This window comes from Tissierellales bacterium (assembly GCA_025210965.1).
Taxonomy (GTDB): Bacteria; Bacillota; Clostridia; order Tissierellales; family JAOAQY01; genus JAOAQY01.
This window is the reverse complement of the sequence record JAOAQY010000193.1, coordinates 1-3,148: the sequence shown is the minus strand read 5'-3', so window position 1 is coordinate 3,148 and position 3,148 is coordinate 1. Positions and strand designations below refer to the sequence as shown.

Annotated in this window: 3 protein-coding genes; all 3 read left to right on the top strand. The window is 28.3% G+C overall.

All coding sequences use genetic code 11. From position 1 onward, the window contains the following. Window positions 1-325 precede the first annotated feature (325 nt). Complete coding sequence (locus N4A40_14130; GenBank protein ID MCT4662991.1) at window positions 326-1,432, top strand: AAA family ATPase; 1,107 nt, start codon at window positions 326-328, stop codon at window positions 1,430-1,432. A 1-nt stretch (window position 1,433) separates the two neighbouring features. Continuing rightward, window positions 1,434-2,117 carry a RelA/SpoT domain-containing protein gene (locus N4A40_14125; protein MCT4662990.1) on the top strand — a complete coding sequence of 228 codons (684 nt, stop codon included), beginning with the start codon at window positions 1,434-1,436 and terminating at the stop codon, window positions 2,115-2,117. A gap of 747 nt (window positions 2,118-2,864) precedes the next feature. Then, on the top strand, window positions 2,865-3,148 hold a 284-nt coding region (locus tag N4A40_14120; GenBank protein MCT4662989.1), incomplete at its 3' end, for a hypothetical protein.

Here is a 3,148-nt window from a genome sequence, read left to right as displayed (position 1 = left end):
AGTACGAGTATGACTAGAGAATATACTATTACATTGTCGAGATGTTTGTTCATTTGATAAGACATCCTTTCTTTATAATTGCTATTATAAAAATTAACAATTTATATTATAACACATAAAATAATCTCTTGAAAGTTAAGATAGAGTATAGTATAGAACCTAAACGGTTACAAATAATATTAATTAACAAAATATAAAAATAGTAGTATACTATAAAGGTATTAGCAAGATGTTTATATGTTAATAATTCAGAGTGAAAAGTGAACGAAAGTTTTTGAAATTTATTTTGTTAAATTAAATTAGAGTTAGAAGGAGTGGTAATTATATGAAAATAATATCAGTATTCAATAATAAAGGAGGCGTTGGAAAATCAACGTTAGGATATCATTTAGGATGTATTCTAGCGGAAATGGATAAAAAAATTTTATTTATTGATTTGGACCCGCAATGTAATCTTACAATTTATGGAATGGAAGAAGAATGTTTGCATGATCTATGGAAAGAGGAAGATCTATTTATTGATGATTTTGCTGAAGCTACTAGTAAAAAAGAATTGTTTGATAAAATCATAAAAAAACCAAGATCAGTACATTTTTTGCTTAAACCAGCTGAGGATGGGCTAAATGAAATTGATGAGTTACCACCACCAGTTTCTTTATACAAAAATGTGGATTTAATACCAGGAAGGCTTTCAATTCATAAATATGAGAATAAAATAGCGGAAAGATGGAGTGGTGCTTATCAAAGTGATAATTTAAGCATTCGAACTATTACAAATATTAGACGAATATGCGAAGCTTATTCGAAAGAGAGGAAGTATGATTATGTTATAATAGATACGTCTCCGAGTCTTGGAATATTAAATAAAGTTATAATATCTACGGTTGACGGATTTTTCGTACCAGCACAACCAGATATGTTTAGTCTTTATGGAATTCAAAATATAGGAAATTCTTTAGAACAGTGGAGAATAGAGTTTGAAACAATTTATAAGTTGATATCTAGTGAAAAAAGAAAAAAATTTCCCAACAAATTTGTTCAATTCATAGGATACACTATATATAATGCGAAAAAATACACTAAAGATCAAAATGAATATGATTTAGCTAAAGCACATTTTTCCTATGCAGAAAGAATTCCACTTGTTATAGCAAAATATATAAAGGAGCAAAATAGGATACCTATTGAAAATTGGGACAAGCCTATTGGAGATAAAGCGGTAATGCATACACATAATACATTTCCTGCAATGTCACAGGCATTAAGATGTCCTATGTGGAAAGTACCGTCAACTTATAGCAAAAAAGACAAGAAATTTCTTGAAGAACATTCTATAGTAGTTAATAATGGTAGTCATAATAAATATAAAGGAACTAAGGAAAAATATAAAAGATTTGCAAAAGATTTTATTGAAAGAGTGGAGGCTATTTAATTTGATAGAGAATAAAAATAGTATCGATGAAGTTATTAATTTCTATAATAAAAAAGAAAATCAATTTGAATTAGAAATGTTTTTGAATCAAATTAGCACATTTTTTTCAAAACACCCAATATTGAATAATCCAGAGAAACCAATTGTACATTCAATAAAATCTAGGCTTAAAGATTCAGATCACTTAAAAGATAAAATAGATAGAAAAGGGAAGAATCATGAAATAATAAATGTAGAAAACTTATTTGATAAAATTAATGATTTGGCTGGAGTGAGAATACTTCATATTCATCAAGAACAGTTCATAGAAATTCATAAAGTGATAATGGATAAAGTTGAGGAAGTTAAGGACTGGAAATTAGTAGAGGAACCAAAGGCTTTTACATGGGATCCGGAATCGAAAGAATTTTATGAAAAATTAGGTATAAAAACGGAGTTAAAAGAAACGTATTATACGAGTGTTCATTATGTTATAAAACCAAATAATGAAGCTACTAAAACTACTTGTGAAATACAAGTGCGAACTTTATTTGAAGAGGTTTGGGGTGAAATTAGTCATAGTATTAATTATCCAAAAGAAACATCAAGCATTGCATGTAAAGAACAACTGAGAGTATTATCTAGACTAGTTTCGACTGGAACTAGACTAGTTGATTCGATCTTTAAATGTTACAATGAAAAGTAGAATAAATTGTATTAAAATTATGAATATAATTATATTATGCATGCTAACAAATGCTGGTGAAAGCTTTAATAGATAGTTAGGTTTAAAGTAGCTAAAACTAAAAGCAACTTTACAACAGATAAATCTTTTTTTTAATGATGTGTTTAGTAACTATGGATGTTATATATAACTAGACTCAAAAAATAAGAGATTGTACTATTTTGAAATTAGTTTAATTTTATTCAAACCTTGTGCTTGCTGAGAGCAAATTTATATAAATCAAATTGAAAAATACAAAATTGATATTCAAAAAAGTCATAGCCTTTATAAGGGCTATGACTAATCTTTAAATATTAAATTTCAGAATATTTACACCAATTACTTGACAGTCTTTATTCTAAACAAACGGTGAAACGAGTGTTATTTAACCTTAACACGTGATGTGTTGAAATTCGTAACCTTTCTTGCCTACCATCATTTTAAAATTGTTAAGACGTGTCCTGCTGTAGTATCCCTAAATTTAGAACCTCTTTTGTTACTTACAAAACCTGACATTGCCCATAATAAAAAATAAATATATAATATACATATACACAGCTCCGAAAAAAAGATATTTGAAAATATACACAGATCTCTAATAGCGCTAAATAAAATAGAAAATCAGCAAGAAAGTATAGAGTGTTTTGAAACATATACCAGATAGAGCGACAAGAAAATCAAAAGTCGAATTAAAAAGATACATGGGGGAAGTTACAGGAGGGTAGCGGATTGAATGCAAATATAGACAAGCGAAAAGAAAGATTTTTGGATAAAAATCATGTAAGGGGTACTTTGTATATATTGATTCTAGGTATCGTTTATTTTGTAGCTAAAGATGCTCAAACAGCCATTAACGCTAGCTCAGCGCCTGCGCTATATTTTTTGACAGTCGACAGTATTACCAAAAAAGGAGTAGTAATTAAGCATATGAAGTCCAAAATTATCATAGGGATAATCATCAGTAGTTTGATATATGCTATATGGAAGAAATTTGATATTGCGTATATTTTTCT